This is a genomic window from Paraburkholderia sp. RL18-101-BIB-B (genome assembly GCF_046026985.1).
In the GTDB taxonomy this organism is placed as follows: Bacteria; Pseudomonadota; Gammaproteobacteria; order Burkholderiales; family Burkholderiaceae; genus Paraburkholderia.
Genome location: NZ_JARESV010000026.1, coordinates 82,596 through 104,042, shown reverse-complemented (window position 1 = coordinate 104,042; position 21,447 = coordinate 82,596). Strand labels below are relative to the sequence as shown.

Below are 21,447 nucleotides of genomic sequence, written 5' to 3'. Positions count from 1 at the left end.
ACCAATTCCGAAAGGCATTGCCATCAAAAAAAAGCGTTTCACTCAGGCGCTGGTTCGGCGGGTAAGGAAAATCACATTCCCAATTGAAAGAGAGATAATTTCAGTCGATTAGCGCAGTTTGACGTTTGGCTATCGGGCATCGATGCAAAGCGGATGAACCGGGCGCGTTGTGCCTTGATTGTGCTCGGGTTGTGATGAGTGCGAGCCCGCACTGAATAAGCTGAAAGCCTTTCGTCGGAGCGGATATGTAGGACAATATGTTCCGTCAGCAGCGCACTCCGCACTCTACCGTCCAGCACACATACAGATTGGATGGTTAGCGACGCCGATACACCCAGAAGACAGAACATCAACCAAACGGGTCAGAATGGACAGCTTGCTTATCGGGCCGGCGACACGCAAACAGGCCGTTTTCGCAGGTACATTTGCGTCGCTTGTTCTGCTCACCTTCGTGATCGCGGGTCCGCGCGCGCACCAGACGTTGCCGGCAATCACTTCCTTCATGCCGATGTGCGCGCTCACGGTGTTCACCATGTCGGGAATCGCCGCGTTCCTTCTCGGCGCCCGCTTTGCCGTGACGCAACAACCGATGATCGGCGCGCTCGGTGGCGCATACGCGTTCACGGCGATCACCGTCGCTTTGCAACTGCTGATGTTCCCTGGCATTTTCACGCGCACTGGCCTGTTCGGTGCCGGCGCTTACAGTGCGGCGTGGATGTGGGTTTTCTGGCATGCGGGATTCCCGCTGCTCGTCATCGTGGCAGCGCTCATTCGCGACCGCTTTCCGGGCAAGTCGATCGAACTGCCTCATATCGACTTCTGGACCTGGGCGCTGATCGGTGTTCCAACCGCGCTTGCCGTCGCGCTAGGCGTCCTCGCTGTTTATGCGGATCTGTCGGCGCCTTTTCATATGGCGCCCGAAACGGGCGTGCTCTCGGGCGGCCGAACCGCGGTCGTTATCTGCTCGCTCGACGTTCTGGCGATCGTCGTCGTTTTGATAAAAGGGCGACTGCGCACGGTGCTCGATCTGTGGATCACCATCGCCCTGCTGGCGTCGTTCGTGGACGCTACCCTGAATCTGCTGAGCATCGTTCAGTTCACGCTCGGCTGGTACGTCGCACGGGTCTTCAGCATGCTGGCTCCCGGCGTCCTGGTCTGCGTCCTGGTTTGGGAAGTCACTGTCCTCTATCGCAAACTGTCCGAGGCGCACACGACTCTGTTGCATACGTCCATACGCGACGCACTGACCCGCGTTTATAACCGCAGCTATTTTGACGACCAGTTTCGCAGGGAATTCGAGCGTGCGACGCGCAACCGTCAGCCGCTCTCGCTCGTCATGGTCGATGTCGACAATTTCAAAGACTACAACGACGCTTTTGGTCATCTTCGTGGCGATGCCTGCCTTAGGGTCATTGCGGACGCGCTGGCAGGAACCGCGCGCCGGCCAGGCGATTTCGTCGCCCGTTACGGCGGTGAAGAGTTCGCGCTCGTGCTACCCGACACGGGATTGAGCGAGGCATCGGCGATTGCCGAGCAGGCCAGGCTCGCAGTCATGGACTTACGATTGACAGCGCCGATACCCGCCGGTCAGATCACCATCAGCGCCGGGTGCGCGACAACGATCGACCCAAACACACTGGGCACGCCCAGCGCACTCGTTCACGCAGCGGATGCCGCGCTTTACGACGCAAAACGTGCAGGACGTAATCGGGTTCAGTCCGTCACGTCGCTGCCGTGAAGCGCGACTGTCTGTTTCAGGGCCAACTGCTCAAGCGATACTATCCAGCAGGTCCAGCAACGCGTCGCCGTCAACAGGCTTTCTGAAGAAACCCAAGGCGCCTCTTTGCAGATAGTAGTCTTCCGTATGCCCGCTCGAGTTCCCGGTGATGATGATGACGGGTGTAAGCGCGTTCGAATGAACTGTTCTTTCGAGTACTTGAATACCGTCAATGGGCCGCATTCCCAAGTCCGTGATAACGCATACCAGACCGGAGCAACCATCGGAAAAGAAATCCAGTGGCGATTCGTAGACTCGTACTCCATACCCGCCAGACGCAAGCAGGTTCGCAAGAGACGTCAAAACGCGCCGGTCGTCATCAATTATGGCGACGGTCCGAACCGGAGGCGTGGGCATTTTTTTCTCCGCTCATCGCTTCTCACGAAGAATTAATCGACCTCAGACATCGGACGTGGTTGTCAGCGATGCTTCGAGTTGCAGTTTGCTGGCCTGCCTGACGAGAGTAGCAAATGAATCCGCCTGCATTTTTCTCATGATGTGGCCGCGATGTACCTGCACGGTGTATTCGGTGATGCCAAGAATTGCTGCCGCCTGCTTGTTGAGCAGACCGCTTGCGAGTAACGGCAAAATCTCCTGCTCGCGAGGCGTCAGCGATTGATAGAGAGCCCAGAGTGTCGTCGCGTCCTCCGCCTCCTTGCGAAGCACGTATGCTCTCGCGAGAGCCGCATCGACCGCGCCCATCAATGCGTCTTCATTGACGGGCTTGGTGAGGAAATCAACTGCCCCGCCCTTCATGGCCAGGACCGCGGACGGCACATCGCCTCTTCCCGTAATGAAAATGACAGGAATTCGCGAGTCCGTGCGTACCAGCTTCTGGACTTCCAGGCCATTCATGTCTGGCATGCGCATATCCAGGATCAGACATGCAACGACATTTTTTTGACGCGGTGTGTCCAGAAACTCTTCACCGGAGCTGAACGCCTGAACGTTTCTTCCGTTTGCGCGCAGCAGTGCGGAGAGTGCTTCCCGCACCCGTTTTTCGTCGTCGACCACGTAGACCAATTCGCTTGCGGATTCCATGGAACCCCTCGGTGGTTAGGTGAAAGTCCCTCCTAACTTCGGCACAGCCGGGCCACGATAATCCCGCTGAATGTCCGTCTCGCGCGGTCGTGCCGACAAAAAACCATTGCCATCGGAAACGTCACATGAGACCACGGACGGCTGTGTTGTGCATCACATGAATATGTAATGGCAGCGCCCAAAATGAAGTTGTAGGCTCGGCACCCGTTGCGAAATGACCCACAAGGTCTGTCACGAATGGTCTGCAAACGTCCTTGCGTTAACGTGTGCCTGAACCATCCCCGCACGGTCTGGCTGCGCAAATGCTGGTGCTGGTCAATGAATGCCCTGGTGGAAAGGCTTACCTGACGCGCCGACCGGCGATACCGCCAGCCCTCGTCAACGTGCTGTCGCGTTCGACCGCTCTATCGGAAGACTAAAGCTGAAGGTTACGCCGCGGGACACATTGCGCACGGCCCAGATCCGGCCCGCGTGTGCCTCGATGATGGACCGGCAGATTGCCAGCCCCATGCCCATTCCTGTTTCCTTCGTGGTGAAGAACGGCTCGAAGATCTTCTTGAAGTCCACCTGTCCCGAACCATGATCCTCCACGTCGACCACCACGTTGTCCGCATCGCGACGCGAGCGAATCACTAGCAGCCTCGGCCGTTCCTCCGTTGCCGCCAGCGCTTCGATCGCGTTGCGCACGAGGTTCACGATCACCTGCTGGATCTGCACCGCGTCCGCGCTGATCTTCGACACGTCTTCGCCCAATATTGTCTCGAGCGAAACCGCGCTGCGCTGGATGTCGTCGGCCATCAGCGTGCATACCTGAAGAATCAGCTTGTTGATATCGAGTTCGACCTTCTGTGGAGCCGTGTGCCTGAAGAGCGCCCGAATGCGGCTGACCACGTCCGCTGCGGAATTCGCGTCGCGGAGCAACTGCTCGGCCGAATATTTGGCTTCGTCGATCCTCGGCGGCGTTGCGGCGAGCCATCGCACGCATGCGCGCCCATGCGCCACGATGGCCTGGAGCGGCTGATTGAGTTCGTGAGCGATGGAGGCGGACAGTTCGGCAACGGCCGCGAGCCTCGACGCCTGCGCGAGCTGCTCCTGCGCATCGTGCAAGGCCTTCGACAGTTCCGCGCCGTCATCGATATCGACGTCGAGGCCGAAGAACTTCATCACCTGCGCGCCGGCCGCTTCAGTACCGCGCTGCTCTCGAGCGTGGCCGACCTCGAGCCTTGATAGCAGGTCCGGCTCATCCGATAAGTGCTCGAGGAGCGCGACGAGATGGTGCCGTACACTTTCGGATCGGCGCGCGCCCTCCTCGATTGCGATGGCCAATTCCGCCCACCGCGGCTGCCGATAATGTTCGGCCAGATAGGCCCGGACAATGATCTGCGCAATGAAATCGAAATGATCGAGCAGATACAGCGAAACGTCGGCCAGAAGTTCTTTGGCAATGCGCTCGTCCAACTCGCCCAGCGCGATGTACGTGCTCCAGGTTTCTCGCAACCCGAGGCGCAGCGCCTGAAGGAGGCTCTGCAGCGGCACGCGCTGATGCTCACGTCTTTGGCTGATTTCCCGGAAAGCGTCCATGTCCTGTGCCGATGGAGGTTCGCCCGACAACAGCGTCTCGAACCATACTTTGGCCGACAGCGCGACGGATTCGTGAACGTCCCGTTTCGCTGCCGGCGCGAGCAATTTGTATCCATCGAACTGGGTCAGTATCGCAAGCGTGCGTTCGACGACAAGCGTCAGATCGGCTGCGATGGACACGGTTTTTTCCCGCAAGTGATTGCTGATCTTTGGAACTTTGGCTAACACGGCTATATATCTATCAGTAGCAGGCGCGCGATTTCGACTGACAAGGAGCGCCGGCGCAGCGATGTTGACGGCTGCGCGCCGACCGGTTCCCGCCTGGTACTCTGCAATGCGATTCGAGGCGGCGTATCATGTGGCAAAAAACGAGTCGTTCCCGGCGAAGCGCCAGTGAGCCGCCCGGCAGTGATCGACAAGCGCGCTGCCTTCTCCAGGGGGCACGCTTCGATCCCAACCCGGTGGACGCATGATCTCCTGGCGCGGCGCGGCCCACCATCCCCCATACAGGGGAGATGCCCGCCATCCCCCAACCCGGGGGATACGCTTCAATAGATGGGGGATGGCGGCAAGCACGCCCACCCCAAAAACAATGTGACTGAAAAATGCGTGTGGTTGGAGAAACGTCCACGATCGGGCCGCATCTTTTCCTTGCAACGAAGGTCGTTCCGCCGCGTTTGCCGGTGGATCTGATCGTTCGTCCGCAACTCGTCGGTCTGGCTGAGCGCGCCGCGAGCAAACGTCTCACCGTGATCAAAGCGCCCGCCGGATTCGGCAAGACTTCGCTGGCGCTCATCTGGCTCGACCGGCTGCGCGCGAACGGTGCGCGGGTGGCCTGGTTGTCGCTCGACGCCGAGGACGACGAACCCGCACGCTTCGTCAATTACCTGGCGCATGCGTTGTGGCATGCCTGCGGCAATGTCGGCGCGGCGGCGATCAGCCTGACTGCCGACGCCGCATTCGTCCCTCTGCACGCCGTCGTTTCCACGCTGATCAACGAGCTTGTCGAAGTCGACGACGAGGTCGTCCTGTTTCTGGACGACTATCACGTGGTCACCCTTCAAGCGGTGCACGACGCGATGTCGTTCTTTATTGAAAAGGCACCGCAGAATGTGCATGTGGTTCTCTGCAGTCGCACAGAACCATCGCTGCCGCTCGCGAGGATGAGAGCAGGAGACGATCTGCTGGAAATCGATGCGTCGGCGTTACGTTTCGACTTCGACGAAACGAAGCGCTTCGTCGAACACGCATTGCCCGGCGTGCTGAACGCTTCCCGCATCGAGACGCTTTTTGCGAGCACAGAGGGCTGGGCTGCGGCGCTGCGCATCTCGATGTCCATGCTCTCGCGCAAGGAATGCCAAGGCGTTAAGGAGCCTGGTGCGCCGTCTGGCACGTCGCGGCCGTTCGCCGCCTATATCGAACACATGTTCGAGCGGCTGCCCGCCGAAATAGTCGGGTTCATGCTGCGCACGTCGATACTCGATCGATTGAGCGCGCCGCTCTGCGAGGCGGTAACGGGCCTGCGCACTAGCCAGCGCATGCTGGACGACATCGCCGAGGGGCAGATGCTGTTGCAAGCGCTCGACTGCGACGGAAAATGGTTCCGCTATCACCATCTGATGGGCGAGTACCTGCGAGCGAAGCTCGACGCACAGCACGCCGACGAGGTGGCGGAATTGCATTGCCGCGCGTCCGGGTGGTATGGCGGCCAGGAGCTGTGGACGGAGGCAGTCAAACATGCGATCGCCGCGGGCACCACGGATAACGCGATCCGTCTCATGGAACAGTGCGCGATGGCACTCGTCAAGAAAGGCGATCTGCTCACGCTGCTCGGTTTGCAGCGCCGCTTCCCCGTGGGTCTGGCCGGTGCACAGGTGAGGGTTACGCTGGCGATCGCCTGGGGAATGGCGCTCGCGTTGCGTTTCGACGAGGCGCTCGCGATGCTGGATACGGTCGAACGTGATATCCCGTCCCAGACCGGCGCCGAGCCCGAAGACATCCGGTGGGAATGCCAGGCGATCCGTTCGGTCGTCGCGGCACTAAAGGACGATCCTGAAGCGGCGCTCGCTATTGCCGAGCCATGCCTCGAGCGACCATCCGCCAATATCTGGACGACCAATGTGGCATCCAACGTCGTGCGCTTCGCGCACTGGAAGGCCGGCAACCTCGAAGCGCTTTACGCCACGCCGTGGATGTCCTATTCAATCGAAGAAAATCAACGCAACCTCTATTCTTCCGTCTACCGGCTGTGCCTGCTGGGACACGCGGAGATGCAACAGTTGCACTTCGAGCTAGCAGAACGGTATTTCACGGAATCGATGAAGCTGGCCGAACGCGAAGCCGGTCCCGATTCGATCTCGGTAGCACTATGCGCACCGATGATCGGACAGATCTGGTACGAACACGGCCGACTGGACGAGGCTGAAACGCTGGTTGCCGGACTGATGCCCGTTATCGACGTAGCGGTCTTGCTAGATAGCGTGTTGATCGCCTATCGCGTCCTCATCCGAATCGCAGTCGCGCGTTCGGACATGAGGCAGGCGTATGCGTTGCTCGATCGCGCGCAGGCGTTGGCTTGCGCACGTGGATGGGAACGCATGACCGCCGCCGCCCTGGTCGAACGCATACGGCTCTATCTTGTGGAAGGCAGGACGGTCGAGGCGGCTGTGTGCGTCGCCCAACTCGATCAGGTGGCGCGCTCCCATTCCCATTCTTCACGCTCCATCTCGCTCGAGATCGAGGATTATCGTGCACTAGGGGCGGCCTCTGTCGCCGCGGCTCAGCACCGGACCGAAGAGGCCTCCGCGTTGTTGAGCACCGCGCTGCAGAGCGCCGAACGGCGACATGGAGATTTCCTCGCGATACGTTTGCGAACCATGCTTGCGCTCGTCTGGCTGGCAGCGAACGAACGCACCCGTGCGATCGAGGTCTTTAGCGAAGTCCTGAAGATCGCCGCGCCCGCAGGGGTGTACCAATCCATTCTCGATGTGGGCCCGGACATCGGCGACTTGCTGCACGCCGTTTGCGACGACGCGCACAATACGGCGCAAACGAACGAGACGATCGCCTACGCCAATCATCTGCTCCATGGCTGGCGGACACTCTATCAGCCCGGCGGCAACCGTCAGCGCGACACGGAGCGCGGATCACTGAGCTCAAGGGAGCGCGAAATCGTCGCCTTGATTGCGAGAGGACAGTCGAACAAGGAAATCGCAAATACGCTTGGAATTGGCGCTGAAACCGTCAAATCTCATATGAAGAGCATCTTCATGAAACTCGGCGTCGATAAGCGAGCTCAAGCCGTTGCACACGCGCGGGACCTCGGACTCGTGGGTCCATACTAGGCCGCGTGCCGAGGGGCCGCTCACGGTATGTGGACTAACGCACTTGCCGGGCTCAGCCAGGGACCATGCCGCCACGAACCGCGGAATTCCGGAACTGAGGTTGCGCCGCCTCAGTCCCGATACAGCTTCCTATCAGAGTCCGTCTGCTCGCCCCGAGCGAGACGTTCCATCCACATCACCACCATACCCGGATACCGCACCTTGCGCTGCGGTGTTCTGTGCCGCGACTTTCGCTTCAGCAGCCTGGATATTTTCCGGGTAATGAACCCAATCGCGCGGGTTGTAACCCGCTTTCTCGAGCTGTTCCAACTGGGCACGCACTTGCGCACGGGTCAGCGACGGACTTGACTGTGCGAACGATGCAAGAGGGACAACGGCAAGCGCCGCAACGAGAACAACCTTGGTGAACGACTTCATGACTTCGTACCTCTTAGATTGGTTGGTGGCAGGACCACACGGGTTTTCTGCCACGGCTGAAAACAGTCTAAGAGGGAGAAGCACTTAGGGTAAGTACCAATTTTGCCAATTCACCGTTGCATCGGCGCACACAATCAAAAAAACGATCTCATCACTTTTGGTATTCCAACACAGAACCGATCGTGTCTTTTCCGCAGACCTCGATCTTGGTGCACAGCTACCCTTATCCTCAGAGGACGCCCTTCAGGCAATCTTCCGCGCGCCAGCCATGCAACCACGCCAACGCGTCGTAGAACTGCTCCTGCGTGCGGCCGACCCAAAGCGAGTTACGCACCAGACGCTCGACACCCTTCGCGTGATAGATGCGGCCCATTTCGCGCGCCGAATACAGCACGCGTGCCGTGCGCGGAATACGTGCGGTCTCGTACAGCTTGAACGCGGCTTCGAAATCGCCGTCGGTCGCGGCAACGGCCGCGCCGAGCGTGACCGCGTCTTCAAGCGCCTGGCAGGCGCCTTGGGCAAGGTACTGGGTCATCGGGTGCGCGGCGTCGCCGAGCACGGTGGCGCGCCCGTCGCTCCAGCGTTCCACGGGATCGCGGTCCGCCGTGGCCCAGCGCTTCCAGGAAGTCGGCCGGTCGAGCATCTGGTGCGGCAGCGGATGGATGCCCTCGAAGTACGACAGCACTTCCTGCTTGCTGCCTTCGCGCACGCCCCATTCCTCCTTTTCGCGGCTATGGAACGTGACGACGAGGTTGTACTGCCGGCCGCCGCGCAGCGGATAGTGCACAAGGTGACAATGCGGACCCGCCCACACGACAGGCGCATTGATTTGCAGATCCGTGGGCATGTTCTCGGCATCGACGACTGCGCGATACACGACATGTCCCGTCACGCGATGCTCGTCGCCAATCAACGCCTTGCGTATCGCTGACTTCACGCCGTCACAACCAATCACCGCGTCCGCGCTGTAGCGCTCGCTATGCTGATCGGTGACGGTCACACCGTCTGCATCCTGATCGAGAGTGCAGACCTGCGTGTTCGTGCGGAACTGGATCAGCGGATGATCCTTCACGGCTTCGAGAATCGACAGATGGATGTCCGCGCGATGAATCACCGCATACGGATTGCCGAAGCGCTCGCGATACGACGCGCCGACGTCGACGCGCACGATTTCCTTCGCGTCGAGCGCGTCCATCAGGCTCAGATAGTCGGTGAACACGGCGCGGCCACGCGCCGCCTCGCCGACACCCAGCGCATCGAGCGCATTGAACGCGTTCGCGGCCAGCTGGATGCCCGCGCCTATCTCCTGGATTTCCGGAGCCTGCTCGAGCAGTTGCACGCGAATGCCCTGACGCGCCAGCACCAGCGCAGCGGCCAGGCCGCCAATTCCGCCGCCGATCACGAGCACGCGGCGCCCTTTGTCTGTCTCACTCATGACTGTCTCCCCATGATTGCCCCGCCATCAAGCAATGTAATCCGGCTGGCGCTGCGGCTGCGCAGCAGCAAATGCCGGGTGTTTCGACGCGTGTTCATACACAGCGAGGCAGCGCGGATAGGCGCTCAGATCGCAGTCCATGCGCAGCGCGTTGGCGATCTGCGGCACGAGGGCCACGTCAGCGAGCGTCGGCTGCGCGCCGAAGCACCAGGGCCCTTCGTTGCTGCGTTCAAGCATGCGCTCGGCACCGGCCATCCCTTCAGCAATCCAGTGTCGATACCACGCGGTCTTCTGCTGTGGCGTCACCTTGAGTTCCGTTTCCAGATAGCGCAGCACGCGTAGGTTGTTGACTGGATGAATGTCGCACGAAATCAGTGATGCGAATTCGAGCACGCGCGCACGCGCCACCGGTTCGAGCGGAATCAGGCGTGGCTCGGGATGCGTCCGGTCGAGATAGTCGATGATCGCGAGTGACTGGCCGAGTTTGAAATCGCCGTCGACGAGCGCCGGCACCGACGCCGACGGATTCACGTTCGCCACGTAGTCCGCCGCGCGATGTTCGCCGATGCGGATATTGACGGGCAACGTGTCGTACGCGAGACCTTTGAGCGCGAGTGCAATGCGCACACGGTACGAGGTCGAGCTGTTAAAGAAACTATGGAGTTGCACGAGTAGATCTCCGTCCAATGCAGATTACGTGTATCAGGCCACGCGTACCGTCACTTCGCCCAGACGCTCGACGCCTACTTTCATCGTGTCGCCCGACTTCACCGAGCCGACGCCTTCCGGCGTGCCCGTGAAAATCACATCGCCCGGTTCAAGGCGGAAGTACTTAGACAGGTCCGCAACGGTTTCGGCCACCGACCAGATCAGATGCGACACATCGCTCTTCTGCTTTGTCTCGCCGTTGACCGTCAGCCACAGGCCGCCACTTTCAAAGTGGCCGACCGCACTGGCGGGATGAATCGGGCCGATCGGCGCCGAACGGTCGAAGGCCTTGCCGATTTCCCACGGACGGCCCATCTCGCGCATCTTCATCTGCAAGTCGCGGCGCGTCATGTCGAGGCCAACCGCGTAGCCCCATACGTGATCGAGCGCCTGTTCGACGGCGATATCCGAGCCACCCTTGCCGATCACCGCGACGAGTTCGGCCTCGTAGTGGTAGTTCTGCGTCTGCGACGGATACGCGAGTTCTAGCGTCTCGCCATCAGCAACGGGCACGACGGCATCGGCGGGCTTGCAGAAGAAAAACGGCGGCTCACGATCGGGATCGAAGCCCATTTCACGTGCGTGCGCCGCGTAATTGCGGCCCACGCAATAGACGCGACGTACCGCGAATTGAGCATCGCTGCCAGCGACGGGAACGGCGATCGGAGCTTCGGGAGGAAATACAAAAGCCATGATGAATTCGACTCGGAGAAGAGGATTGAGCACGCGCCGCGCCGGCGGCGCGCGTAAGAAAATGCCAACGGTTAGCTGCGTTCTTCGCGTAACAGATTCAGCGCGGCGAGCACCGGACGATCCGAATAGCTGAACAGCACGCTTTCCGCAGCCGCCGACAAGTGCACGGGCGCCCACGACGGCGCGACGAACACGTCGTGAGGCTCGAAGGTGAATTCGTCACTGCCGATCTTCACGGCGCCCTTGCCTTCGACGACGCAGTACACGGTTGCATCGGTGCTGCGATATGTGCGGCCTTTGAAGCCCGCAGGCAGGTATTGCATGAAGGTCGCGATGGTCGGCATCGGCCAGCCGCCCGTCGCCGGATTCACGTAGCGCAGCTTCACGCCATCCCATTCGTCGAGTTCGCCGTTGCGCAACAGCGCGTCGAGCGCTTCGCGGCTGCGCTCATACGGGTAGCTGAAAATCGGCGAGGTGGGATCGGTCACGCGATGCCGCACGGGCACCATGTTGTGGCCGAAGCGCGCAAAGCTGTCGCCTTCCGGGCGCGACACGGGTTGCGTCGCCTCGGGATAGTTCTCGGCGAAACCCGCGTCCATCTGCGCGACGAGCGGAATGTCCAGGCCGTCGAGCCATACGACGGGTTCGCCGCCGTCTTCCACGGACGGATTGCCGTGGTCGTGCCACGTCCACGACGGCGTGATGATGAAGTCGCCCGGATGCATGGTCGTGCGTTCGCCGTTGACGGCCGTCCACGCGCCCTTGCCTTCGACGATAAAGCGCAGCGCCGATTGCGTATGACGATGGCTCGGCGCGATTTCGCCCGGCAGGATCAACTGCAATCCGGCGTACAGGTTCGGCGTCATGCTCGACTTGCCGGGCAGGCCGGGGTTTTCGAGCACCAGCACGCGACGCACGGCCTCTTCGGCGCTGATGACGGAACCGGACTGCATCACGAGGTCGCGCACTTGCGCGTACTTCCAGATCGCGGGCTGGGCTTTCGGTTGCGGCGTCTTCGGCACGAGGTTGTGCAGCGATTCCCACAGCGGCGACATGCGCTGCCGCGCGATTTGCTCGTAATAGGCCGCGCGCGATGCGCCCGGAGCGTTGCTGGTCATTCGCGTCTCCTTTCGGTGTCTCGTGGGTCAGGCGCGTCGCGGGTCACGCGTCGCTCTTGTCGACCCTCCGCAATATTTATATGCGACAAAGCTATACTCGGTAAAATGGCAAAAACATCTAGCCCATATGGTTTTGGGTATATCTGCGCAACCACAACGGGAATCTGACGAGAGGATTAGGAGATGGACTGGACTTACCGTCTTCGTCTGAGGCATCTGCAGGTGCTGCTGAGCCTCGCGAGCACAGGCAATCTGAGCCAGTCGGCGGCGGCGCTCAACACGACGCAGCCGGCCTTGTCGAAATGGCTCAAGGAACTGGAGGAGGATGTCGGCCTGCCGCTATTCGAGCGGCACGCGCGCGGCTTGCGGCCTACGTCGTATGGCGAGGCGCTGATCGAACACGCGCGCCGCATCGAAGCGCGCCTCGACGTCGCGCGCGACGACATGCAGGCAATGCGTGAAGGCGGCAGCGGCCTCGTGAGCATCGGAACGTCGGGCGTATCGGCGGCCGATACAGTGCCCCTCGCCGTCTCCCGGCTTCTGGAGCGCATGCCTCGCGCGCAGGTGCGACTCGTCGAGAGCACGATGAACCAGCTGATGCCGCAGTTGGTGCGCGGCGAGCTGGATATCGTCGTCGGCCGGTCTGGCCAGCAGTACGACGATCCGCAGTTGCAGACGCAAACTCTTTACACGGAGCCGATCAACTTCGTCGCGGGACCGCAGCACCCGCTCACCCGCAAGTCGACGCTCACGTGGGAAGACGTGCTTGGTTTTTCATGGATCGTCTGGCCACAGGGAACACCGGTGCGAACGGCACTGGAAGCAGCGCTGACGGCCGAAGGACGCACGCTGCCAGATCATTGCATGGAATCGAATTCCTCGATTCTCAACCTGACATTGCTGAACAACACGGAACTGGTAGGCGTCGCATCGCATCGGGCCGCGCTCCGATTCGAGCAGTTAAACGCCCTTCGTATTCTGCCTATCGAACTCGAAGGGTTCGGGTCGGTCTCGGTCTACTGGCACGCCGAGAACGTCAATCGCGCCGCGGTGGCCATGACACTGGAAAGCCTGCGCGCTTTCGCCGACCCGCATATGGAAGAATGGCACACCGCTTAAGGCCTTGGACGCCGGCCCACGTTCAATCCACGACCGTATCGCCTTGAGACTTCTGGGTGAGGTTCGTCTCAATCTGACGCATGACCTTCCAGAAAATGCGCATATCTTTTTGGGTGATCCCGTCGAATGATGACGAAATCATCTCAGTGAGTTCGGGCAGCATTTCATCGACAAGCCGCTTGCCCTCGTCCTGCAGATTGACGAAGTACTTTCTTCTGTCGTTTGGATCGCGGGTTCGTTGCACGAGGCCGCGTTTTTCAAGGTTATCCAGCGCCGGTACCGCGGTGGTCGAGGCAATGCCCACGCGTTTGCTGAGTTCCAACTGGTTTAGTTCACCGCGTTCGGCCAGGACCCGAAGGTAGTACCAGTACGCGATCGCGAGATTCTCCCTGTCGAGAATCTTCTGTGCTTGCGCGTCGTAGAGCCTGTGTATCGTTCGCGCCATCCACGGCACAGTTCGGCCCCGATCATCAAACACGTCAGAGGGTTCTGTTGCTGCCGGTCGTACGGCAACGTCCATCGTTGCTTTGGCCGCAGTGGAATTTGACTTGGGCATTCGCTCATTCCTTGACATGGAGTCTTTGACTTTATTCACCCCAAAACACATCATTCGATATAACTCTATCTCCAACGGAATCATCTTTTTAAAGATGATTCGTTTCGACAGAGATCATACAACAGATACCCGTCTGTTCGTCTGTATCCGCGAATCCACTTATAGTGCGGGACCGGCGCGCTGCTTTGTTGACGCTCACCGTCTGGCGAGGCCGCTGCCGTTAGTGGCTCCGCGCACAGGGTAACGGCATCAGGCTGTCAGGAAAGCAGCACGCCAATTCCACGCCGGAGTTGGCAACTGCCGCTCCGTGCAACCTCTAGCCTTGCCGGCCTGGATCAGATCGCAAAGCTCTCGAGACTTGCCGGATGGAATAGCTCCCGAGCTTCCAGCCGGCGGCTCGACAGTCCTTCTGCATAGTGACGGGCGAGAAAGCGGTCAACGACATGTTCATTGTCAGCAAAACCGTATGACCAGAAGTCGGTGCCCATCAGCTTGCGAGCGGCACGCAACTGATCCTCAACGAACGGCAACGTAATCTTCGTGGCCGACGTATCGCTCAGCCGAGTCAAGGCAAGAGCCTTGGACTTCTCAAACGCCTTCATTACTGCGCCGGGCAGCCACCGGTGACGTTCCGCGAGCGTCTTCCTGATTCCGAGCGTGTGCATGATAGGGAAAAGCTTCGTGCGCGAATACCACTCGGCGGCGGTCTTGTGCGGATCGTCGAAAAGATACCTGACCTGCGGATGTCCACGGTCGAAGCAGGAAGGAGCGCGCGGCCCGATGACCGCGTCGATCTCCCCTTCTGCCAGCAGGTTCGAGATCGTCTGCCCTTCAGGAGCGTTCTCCAGTTTCACATCGTCAGGCAGATTCAACGAGATTTTCTCAACGCGTGTCGCATCCTCGTAGCCGCCGCGCACCCACGTCACGTCGGAAGCCTTCACGCCGTATTCTTCTTCGAGAAAGAGACGGACCCAGACGTTGGCGGTGAGTTGATACTCGGGCACGCCGATGCGCTTACCCTTCAGATCCTCAGGGCGGTTGATACCGCGGTCCGCACGCACATAAATCGAGGTGTGCCGAAACGCTCTCGACGGAAACACCGGGACAGCGATGTAGGGTGAAGTGCCCGCTGCGGTCTTCACCGAGTAACTGCTAAGCGAGAGTTCGCAGATATCGTAGTCCGCATGTCGGAAAGCACGGAAGAATATCTCTTCGGGATCCTGCAACATGAAAACCGGATCGACACCCTCGATCTGCACCTCGCCATCGACCAGCGGCCGAATCCGGTCGTAGTTGCCTACGGCGACGGAAAGCTGAAGCTTGCTCATTGCGTCTCCTGAACATTACTGAAAATGCAACCTCTGCGGGTTGATGCATCGTCTGGTGGCTCACGACTCCTGTCTCGCTTTTTCCGATTGCGAGGGTGCCAACGCAGCCCAACCTTCATCGCGATCGACAATCGAATCAATTCGTTTTATATAGCATGATCTTACAAGGAATTATGCGCGTCAAGAAGTTCTCAGGGCGAGACGACACGCGCGCCACATGAGACGGATATGACTTTGTCAGGGGATTCCCTGGAGTTTCTTGACATCATTCATTCCGCGACACATGATTCGATATAAATCGATTTTCAACAAGATCCAACAGAAACCCTTAAAGCAGGAAAACCGCCATGGACACCGCTACGACGGAGAACTGGGACCGCGAGGCCGACGTCATCATCATGGGAGCCGGCGCGGCTGGCATGACGGCGGCAATCGTGTCAAAGAACGAAGGGCTTGTGCCGCTCGTTCTCGAGAAGACCGACCAGGTCGGGGGCACCTCCGCTTGGTCGGTGGGCATGATGTGGTTCGTCGGCAGCGCGCCTATGCAGGCGGCCGGCTTCAAGGACTCGTTCGACAAGGCGCGAAAATACTTTGCCGCCACGGTCGGGACCAGTGTCGACCGCTCATTGCAGGAAGCCTACATCTCGCAGGGCCGTGTCGCGCTCGATTACCTGTTGCGTCACTCCGAACTGGAAGTCATGGCGCTCGAGTATCCGGACTACAGTCCCGAACTCGAGGGCGGGATGTTCGGTCGCGCTCATGCCCCGCTCGAATTCGACGGACGCAAGCTTGGCGCGCACTTCAAGGATCTACGTGCCCCGCTTCCGGCCTTCGCGCCATTCGGCGGGATGATGCTCGACCTCGTCGACCTGCTCCATTTCCTCTCCTTCACGCGCTCGGCGCGGTCGTTCTTCCATGTACTGAAGCGCTTTTTTCGCTATGGCGTGGACCGGCTGAACTATCATCGCGGCACCCGGCTCGTCGGTGGGAATGCATTGATAGGCCGCTTGTACAAAACAATGCTGGATCAGAACATCGACGTCTGGCTGCGCGCGTCCGCGACCCGGCTGATCATGGATGGCGGCAAAGTCACGGGCGCGGAAGTGGTGCGAGACGGTCGGACAATCCGCGTACGCGCTCGCCGCGGCGTCGTCATTGCGACGGGGGGCTACCCCGGCAACCAGGTCATGCGTCGGGAGCACTCGCGACAACCAACGGTAGAACTCGGACTTGGGCTGCCCAGCAACGTCGGCGAAGGCATTCATCTTGGCGAATCGGCCGGCGGTCGACTCGACCACAACGGTCAGGACACCGGCTTCTACGTCCCCATGTCGGTCTATTCGAACGACGCGGGTGGCAAGGAACTCTGGGGGCACTTCATGCTCGACCGTCCCAAGCCCGGCTTCGTTGCCGTAGGCAAGGACGGACACCGCTTCACGAATGAGGCGGCGTCGTATCATGCCTTCACGCAGGGCATGTTCAACGCAGGCGCAATCCCGGCCCACCTGATCGCAGATGCCACGGCGATCAAGAAGTACGGGATTGGCGTCATCTTGCCGGGCAGCTTGTCGTTGCGACGCTATGAGAAAGCGGGCTACCTGTTCAGCGGTCGCACGTTGCGTGAACTTGCCGGCAAGATCGGCGTCGACCCGAGCGGACTGGAACGCAGTGTCGAGCGCAACAATCGCTTTGCGAAAACCGGTATCGACGAGGACTTCGGGAAGGGATCATCTGCGTACAACATTTATAAGGGTGATCCGACACACTCGCCAAGTCCCTGTCTCGGCCCCATTGAAAAGGGGCCCTTCTACGCCGTCAAGCTGATGCCGGGCGACTTTGGAACGAGCCGCGGGCTCGTGACCGGATCTCACGGAGAAGTTCTCGACGACGATAGTCGCCCGATTCCCGGACTATATGCCTGCGGCAACGATATGAACTCGCCAGTAGGCGGTCATTACATCGGTGCCGGAATTACGCTCGGGCCCGCATTGACGTTTGGATATCTCGCCGCCATGGCGCTTGCCGCGAATGATCAGGCCGAGGTCATCAGCAAGTTGGAGTCCGCTTCATCGCGTACGCAAGACGTCGGCCTTTCCTGATCAAATACCGCAAACCGCTGAATCGTCCATTCGATGAAGGCGCGTACTCCGCGCCCTCGTTTCGGCATCCAAACCTTCACTGTCTTTCAATTCGCTTGCGCGCTCGTCGTCCTTTGATTGGCGGTTTCCTTATATCGCCTGTCGTCGCCCCGTATGTATGCGCACAAGGAGTTCATCATGAAAGACAGTTTGCCCATTTACCGGCTCGAACCCCAAGACACCAGCGTCAAGCGCCTGGCGATGCTCGGGCGGCAAATCTTCGGCCTGCACGATGAGTTCCGGCTCAGCGAAACGCGCGACGGCAAAGTACTGCGCAACGCCCACCACCTCGTGGAAATTGCCAATGCCAGCGGCGCGGTATGGGCCGCTGACGAGTCGCAGATGTGGCGACCATCAGTCAGCGCGGAACTGCCGGGCGATGACGACGCACTGTCGATAGCCAAAGACTTTCTGCATCGCGAAGGTTTGCTGCCTGCTTTGAAGGCGCCGTTTTCCTATGGCAAGCCGGTGATCGGCGGCACTCATTTCGCGTTACGCAAGGACGGCAAGCGGCAAAACCGGCGTCTTGACGTACAGGTGGTGTACCCGGTTATGGTCGACAAGATTCCCGTAGTCGGCGGTGGCAGCGATCTGACTGTGACATTGGGACACAAAGGCAGCGTGATCGGCTTTAGCGGCGGCTGGCGCACAGTGGTGGCTGAATTCGACGCGAAAATGATCGCGCCGGACAAAGTGAAGGAACAATTTCACGGCCTCATGAGCCAGATGAAAATCGAATCCTTCGACATGTCGCTCGCCTATTACGCAGCGCCGTCGTTTACCGCGCAGGAGTTCCTCTATCCGGTGTACGTGTGCCGCGCCACGGCCGTGTTCGGCAAACAACGCGTGCCGCTTCGGCAGGTCATGCTCGCCGCCACCGACTTCGGTCCACCGCTCACCTTCGGCGAGCCGCAAGCGAAACGGCCGAAATCGGCCAAGCCCGCCACGGTGTCGAAGGAAAAAGCCAAGACCGAAGCTGCCGGCAAACTGCGCCGGTCGTTTGCCGCCGCAACCGTGACGCGGCCGTGGGAAGCCGGAACATCGTGGATCGGACAGAGCGGAGGTTTGGCGGGGAGCCAGGCCAACGCGCAAGGATTCGTCGACGAATGGGCGGCAGCAGGTTGGCACATCGATTTCAACTGGGGCGATGCCAACGCATGGGAATCGGATTGGCGCCGCAACGACGACACCTGGGTGGACAACGCCGACTTCGTGTTCTACACGGGGCACGCCAATATGAACGGCTGGGTGCTATCCAAACCCGACGACGGATTCCTCGACTTCGCCGAAGTCGGCGCCGGACCACAAACACCGGGCGACCTGTGGGGCCAAAGCGATCTCGAATGGGCGACGATTGCCGCCTGCGGCCCATTGCAGGACGACCTGCTCGCAAGTGGCGGCGGTGACGTGCTGGCCCGCTGGGATGGCGCGTTCGATGGCATGCACATCCTGATGGGCTACGGCGCGATCACCTTCGACAACACCGACGAAGGACGCAAACTCGCCCAGTACGCGAAGGGCGGCAGCACCATCATCGATTCGTGGTTCCGCACAGCCCGGGAGATTCAGCCGGCGACGAACGGCGCCGCCGCGCCCGATGGTCCGAACGTCTGGGTCGGCGCGATGTGGGTGGGCAAAGACGGAGTCGATCCCGTCAATGACCACGCATGGGACTATGGCTCGGTCGCCAATGATCCGACCTCGCCGACGTGGCTCGCCGCGATGTGGACGACCTGCTGAGCGCAACACTCAGCCTCGTACTCCAACTGCTGTAGATGTGCGTCAAGCGGCACACGTCTGTGGCAGTTGGAGGCGTCGTCGATGAACCACTCTCCAACTGCGAACCTACGCCGTTGAAATGAAAGCGGATCCGCCGTGTGCGCCGATACGGTTCCGCTTTGTATCGCAACGTATCTGCCGGGTTCACCGATACCCGCGCATACAAAAACCGCCCCTCCCGACACACGCGGGATACCTCCGCGCGCTCCAATACGTCCACCCTACATCGAATACCGCCTGCCAATCGCTCGTGAAATCGTGAAATCATGTTGCCATTGATGGGTAAGCCTGGCTTCATCGCCGATCGGAGACTTTATGTCAGACAACCTCCCTCCTCACTCGCCCTCTCGCCGCCGTTTTGTCAGCGTAGCAGCGGCGGCCGTTGCCGCCGGCTCATTGAGTCAGCTCGCGTTCGCGGAAACGAATCAAGCGATTACTGAAGTTGCCCCGGCGACGGGCGGCGAGAGGACCGCCATTCGCCGGCTCCGCGTGCATGTGCCGGAATCGCAACTCATCGACCTGCGCCGACGCATCAAGGCGACGAGATGGCCTGATCGGGAGACCGTCACGGATAACTCGCAAGGCGTGCCGCTCGCGATGATCCAGGAACTCGCGCGCCATTGGACAACCGACTACGATTGGCGCAAGTGCGAAGCGAAGCTCAACTCGCTGCAGAATTTCGTGACCGAGATCGACGGACTGGACATTCATTTCATTCACGTCCGCTCGAAACATGAGAATGCGATGCCGCTCATCGTCACGCATGGATGGCCAGGTTCGGTGATCGAGCAGCTCAAGATCATCGATCCGCTGACCAATCCAACCGCGTATGGCGCGAGTGCGTCCGACGCGTTTCATCTGATCATTCCGTCGTTGCCGGGCTACGGATTTTCAGGCAAGCCGACCACGACCGGTTGGGGCCCCGAGCGTACCGCGCGTGCATGGGTCGTCCTCATGAAGCGCCTCGGATACGAGAAATTTGCCGCGCAAGGCGGCGATCTCGGTGGTGTTGTCTGCAACGTAATGGGCAAGCAGGCGCCACCGGAATTGTTAGGCATCCACGTCAATTTCCCGGCGACTGTTCCACCGGAAATCACCAAGGCGCTTCAAGCCGGCGATCCGCCGCCAGCCAACCTCTCCGCCGACGAAAAGCACGCTTACGAACAACTGAGTTCCGCGGCCATGAAGCGACGCGCCTACGCATTGGAAATGGGCACACGCCCGCAAACGCTCTCTGGATTGTCGGACTCTCCCATTGGCCTCGCGAGCTGGCTTCTCGACCATGGCGACGGGTATGAGCAGCCGGCGGCGGCACTGACCTCGGCCGTGTTCGGGCACTCCGTCAACGGGGAATCGGCCGGCGAGCTGACGCGCAACGATGTACTCGACGACATCACCCTGTATTGGTTGACGAACACGGGGGTTTCCGCGGCGCGTTTCTATTGGGAGTCGCACTTCAACTTCCTGGCCGCCGCCGATGTATCCGTCCCCGCTGCCGTAAGCGTCTTTCCGCGCGAGAACTATCAGGCTCCGCGCAGTTGGACAGAGCGGGCGTATCACAACCTGATCTATTACAACCGGCTCGATAAAGGCGGCCACTTCGCGGCGTGGGAGCAGCCGCAACTATTTGCCGAAGAGGTCCGCGCAGGGTTGAGGCCGCTGCGCGCGTAAATGAGAAATTGCCGGACTCGGACCACTACCCGCAGCAAGCGACAACGGTCCGAGTTCGGCGTATCACGCGGCCGCATCGCGCTACGGCAGTTCACGCAGCATTCACATGCCGCCGAGCCTGTTCCTCGAGATAAAGCGCCACCTCTTCGGCCAACGCCTTAGCGACCTGCGGACGATGCGCCGTTCGCTTGTAATACGCGTCAACGGACGGCCACTCGGCAAGATCGACACCGCTATGCTGCGCCCAGTTCAGGACGGTGACGAGATAAGCGTCCCCAACCGTGAAATGCTCCATGAGAAACTCGCGCCCGCGTAGATGCCCTTCCAGTACACCGAGTCGCAGGTTGATTTTCTTGCGTGTGTAGGTCTGAACGTCGGCCGTCGCATGCGGATCGAGCAGCGGCACGAATACGGCTTTATGAAGCTCCGTGCTGATAAAACCCAGCCATTCCTGCAATTTCGCGCGTTCCGCGGTCCCCACTGCCGGCGCGAGCCGCGCTGCCGGAAATGCGTCGGCAACATACGGCAGGATCGCGGTGTTTTCCCTGAGCAGCCAACCCTCGTCGGTACGCAAGACAGGCACCTGACCTAACGGGTTGATCGGATAAAAATCGGAGCCGTCACGCAACTGCTTCGACTTCGTATCGACTTCGATGAACTGCGCGTCGGCATTGGCCTCGTAGAGCGCAATACGTGTCGCGAGCGAACAGGCGAGCGGCGAGAAGTAAAGCTCCATGCTGGC

The 21,447-nt window shown here is 60.3% G+C and carries 17 protein-coding genes; 6 read left to right on the top strand and 11 right to left on the bottom strand.

Features of this window, described 5'->3' with window-relative positions; translation table 11 throughout:
- The first annotated feature begins 367 nt into the window (after nucleotides 1-367).
- Nucleotides 368-1,738 carry a sensor domain-containing diguanylate cyclase gene (locus P0D73_RS29470; protein WP_408179185.1) on the top strand — a complete coding sequence of 457 codons (1,371 nt, stop codon included), beginning with the start codon at nucleotides 368-370 and terminating at the stop codon, nucleotides 1,736-1,738.
- A 30-nt stretch (nucleotides 1,739-1,768) separates the two neighbouring features.
- Here the strand turns inward: P0D73_RS29470 and P0D73_RS29465 are convergent, their stop codons facing one another.
- From P0D73_RS29465 to P0D73_RS29455, 3 genes are all read right to left on the bottom strand, one after another.
- On the bottom strand, nucleotides 1,769-2,134 hold the full coding sequence (locus tag P0D73_RS29465) for a response regulator (RefSeq protein ID WP_408179184.1): 366 nt from the start codon (nucleotides 2,132-2,134) through the stop codon (nucleotides 1,769-1,771).
- 42 nt (nucleotides 2,135-2,176) lie between these two features.
- Nucleotides 2,177-2,818: a response regulator transcription factor gene (locus tag P0D73_RS29460; protein ID WP_408434052.1), complete on the bottom strand. Its 642-nt coding sequence runs from the start codon at nucleotides 2,816-2,818 to the stop codon at nucleotides 2,177-2,179.
- 378 nt (nucleotides 2,819-3,196) lie between these two features.
- Entirely contained in the window at nucleotides 3,197-4,579 is a 1,383-nt protein-coding gene (locus tag P0D73_RS29455) for a sensor histidine kinase (RefSeq protein WP_408434049.1), read from the bottom strand.
- A gap of 425 nt (nucleotides 4,580-5,004) precedes the next feature.
- On the opposite strand from P0D73_RS29455, the gene P0D73_RS29450 reads away from it, so the two are divergent.
- A complete protein-coding gene (locus P0D73_RS29450) occupies nucleotides 5,005-7,743 on the top strand; it encodes a winged helix-turn-helix domain-containing protein (RefSeq protein WP_408434046.1) in 2,739 nt (912 codons plus the stop codon).
- 132 nt (nucleotides 7,744-7,875) lie between these two features.
- Here the strand turns inward: P0D73_RS29450 and P0D73_RS29445 are convergent, their stop codons facing one another.
- The 5 genes from P0D73_RS29445 to gtdA all read right to left on the bottom strand — a co-directional run bounded on the left by P0D73_RS29445 (nucleotide 7,876) and on the right by gtdA (nucleotide 12,114).
- Nucleotides 7,876-8,160: a DUF4148 domain-containing protein gene (locus tag P0D73_RS29445; protein WP_408179181.1), complete on the bottom strand. Its 285-nt coding sequence runs from the start codon at nucleotides 8,158-8,160 to the stop codon at nucleotides 7,876-7,878.
- A gap of 229 nt (nucleotides 8,161-8,389) precedes the next feature.
- On the bottom strand, nucleotides 8,390-9,595 hold the full coding sequence (locus tag P0D73_RS29440; protein ID WP_408434043.1) for a 3-hydroxybenzoate 6-monooxygenase: 1,206 nt from the start codon (nucleotides 9,593-9,595) through the stop codon (nucleotides 8,390-8,392).
- Nucleotides 9,596-9,622: 27 nt separating this feature from the next.
- Complete coding sequence (gene maiA, locus P0D73_RS29435; protein WP_408315179.1) at nucleotides 9,623-10,264, bottom strand: maleylacetoacetate isomerase; 642 nt, start codon at nucleotides 10,262-10,264, stop codon at nucleotides 9,623-9,625.
- Between the two features lie 33 nt (nucleotides 10,265-10,297).
- A complete protein-coding gene (locus P0D73_RS29430; protein ID WP_408179179.1) occupies nucleotides 10,298-10,996 on the bottom strand; it encodes a fumarylacetoacetate hydrolase family protein in 699 nt (232 codons plus the stop codon).
- 71 nt (nucleotides 10,997-11,067) lie between these two features.
- Entirely contained in the window at nucleotides 11,068-12,114 is a 1,047-nt protein-coding gene (gtdA, locus tag P0D73_RS29425; protein ID WP_408434040.1) for a gentisate 1,2-dioxygenase, read from the bottom strand.
- A 183-nt stretch (nucleotides 12,115-12,297) separates the two neighbouring features.
- On the opposite strand from gtdA, the gene P0D73_RS29420 reads away from it, so the two are divergent.
- Nucleotides 12,298-13,233, top strand: coding sequence for a LysR family transcriptional regulator (locus P0D73_RS29420; RefSeq protein ID WP_408434037.1), 936 nt, complete (start codon nucleotides 12,298-12,300; stop codon nucleotides 13,231-13,233).
- A 22-nt stretch (nucleotides 13,234-13,255) separates the two neighbouring features.
- Here the strand turns inward: P0D73_RS29420 and P0D73_RS29415 are convergent, their stop codons facing one another.
- The gene (locus P0D73_RS29415; protein WP_408434034.1) at nucleotides 13,256-13,789 is read right to left on the bottom strand and encodes a MarR family winged helix-turn-helix transcriptional regulator; all 534 of its coding nucleotides are present in this window, start codon (nucleotides 13,787-13,789) and stop codon (nucleotides 13,256-13,258) included.
- A 335-nt stretch (nucleotides 13,790-14,124) separates the two neighbouring features.
- Nucleotides 14,125-15,117 carry an ABC transporter substrate-binding protein gene (locus P0D73_RS29410; RefSeq protein WP_408179175.1) on the bottom strand — a complete coding sequence of 331 codons (993 nt, stop codon included), beginning with the start codon at nucleotides 15,115-15,117 and terminating at the stop codon, nucleotides 14,125-14,127.
- Nucleotides 15,118-15,464: 347 nt separating this feature from the next.
- On the opposite strand from P0D73_RS29410, the gene P0D73_RS29405 reads away from it, so the two are divergent.
- From P0D73_RS29405 to P0D73_RS29395, 3 genes are all read left to right on the top strand, one after another.
- Nucleotides 15,465-17,216: an FAD-binding protein gene (locus tag P0D73_RS29405; RefSeq protein WP_408434030.1), complete on the top strand. Its 1,752-nt coding sequence runs from the start codon at nucleotides 15,465-15,467 to the stop codon at nucleotides 17,214-17,216.
- Nucleotides 17,217-17,393: 177 nt separating this feature from the next.
- Nucleotides 17,394-18,995, top strand: a complete 1,602-nt coding sequence (locus P0D73_RS29400; RefSeq protein WP_408434027.1) for a DUF6345 domain-containing protein — start codon at nucleotides 17,394-17,396, stop codon at nucleotides 18,993-18,995.
- 354 nt (nucleotides 18,996-19,349) lie between these two features.
- The gene (locus tag P0D73_RS29395; protein ID WP_408434024.1) at nucleotides 19,350-20,705 is read left to right on the top strand and encodes an epoxide hydrolase family protein; all 1,356 of its coding nucleotides are present in this window, start codon (nucleotides 19,350-19,352) and stop codon (nucleotides 20,703-20,705) included.
- 91 nt (nucleotides 20,706-20,796) lie between these two features.
- On the opposite strand, the gene P0D73_RS29390 is transcribed toward P0D73_RS29395, so the two are convergent.
- Complete coding sequence (locus P0D73_RS29390) at nucleotides 20,797-21,441, bottom strand: glutathione binding-like protein (protein ID WP_408434021.1); 645 nt, start codon at nucleotides 21,439-21,441, stop codon at nucleotides 20,797-20,799.
- Between the last annotated feature and the right edge of the window lie 6 nt (nucleotides 21,442-21,447).